We start from the raw sequence: 1,195 nt of genomic DNA on the forward strand, positions 1-1,195 counted from the left end.
GTCCTGCGAGGTCGTCCTGCGAGGTCGTGTCGATCTGGTTCAGGATGTTGTTGTACTGAGACACCAGGTTCGCACGCGAGGTCTGAGCAACGGTGTCCTGGACGGGGGTGGAAGCCGTCGAGAAGGTCAGCGACGAGGTCAGCGTACCGCCGATCGCACCACCTGCAGCGCTCGAACCGATGGTCGAGGACGCGTAGTCGTTGGTGGTCGAGATCGTCAGCAGGCCGTTGGCGTCGATCGTCGCGGACAGGTTGTTGGCCTGAAGCTGCGTATTGAGCTGATCGAGCGTCTTGACCGTGCCGTTGGTGCCATCGCCGAAGGTGACGTTGACCGCCGTGCCGCCGTTGAAGGAGGCGAAGGTCAAGGTCTTGCCGGCGATGCCGCCGATGCCCGAGGTGCGCGCCGCGGTGAAGGCGGTCGCGGTCCCGGTGTTGCCGGCGAGGCCAAGCGCGTTCAGCGCGTTGCCGGTGCCGGTGATCGACAGATCGGCGTTGACGCCGGTCGAGAGCTTGAGCTGACCCGAGGCGTTGATCGACGAGTTGGTCTGGCCGCTCGCGGTCGCAAGCGTCGCAGTGCCGTTGGCATTGACCGTCGCGGTCTGCACGCCGGTGGCAAGGTCGATCGCCTTCAAGACGTCGTTGACCGTGCCGGCCTGCAGATAGACCGTCGAGTTGCCGTTGCCGTCGGTGAGAACGTTACCGCTGGCACCATAACCCGTCGGAACGCTCGGAGCACCGGTCGAGCCCGGGATCGGCGCGTTCTTGAAGGTGATGACGTGACCGTYGACGTTCAGCGTCGAACCGTCCGCGATGGTCGCACCCAGCGAGGCCGCGCTCGTGGTTCGGTTGACGTTGACGGTGGCATTGCCGCCGCCCACGGCCGTGGTCAGGCCGAGAGCCTTGAGSAGGTCGGCCTTGCCGGTGACGCTCAGGTCTGCGCCCGTCGAACTCTTCAGCGTGACGGCGCCCGCAGCAGCGGTCGAAACGGCAGCACCGGGCTGGCTGGCGCTCACGGAGATCGTCGCAGCACCCGAGGTGATGGATGCCGTCTTCACGCCGCTGGCGAGATCGATCGCGCTCAAGAGATCGTTCACGGTCGCGAGCGAGGCCGGCGTGGCGGTGTCGCCGAGATAGACAGTGGTATTGCCGCTGCCGTCGGTGACGAGGTGGCCGCTGACGCCCGAGCCGGACGGAAC

General features: G+C 66.3%; 1 protein-coding gene. It reads right to left on the bottom strand.

What is annotated here, in order from left to right; genetic code table 11:
* Positions 1–1,195, bottom strand: a 1,195-nt coding sequence (locus ACXJMY_RS37900; protein WP_456624453.1) for a DUF1522 domain-containing protein, incomplete at both ends; no start/stop codon positions are given.

Source organism: Bradyrhizobium sp. P5_C12 (assembly GCF_054049735.1).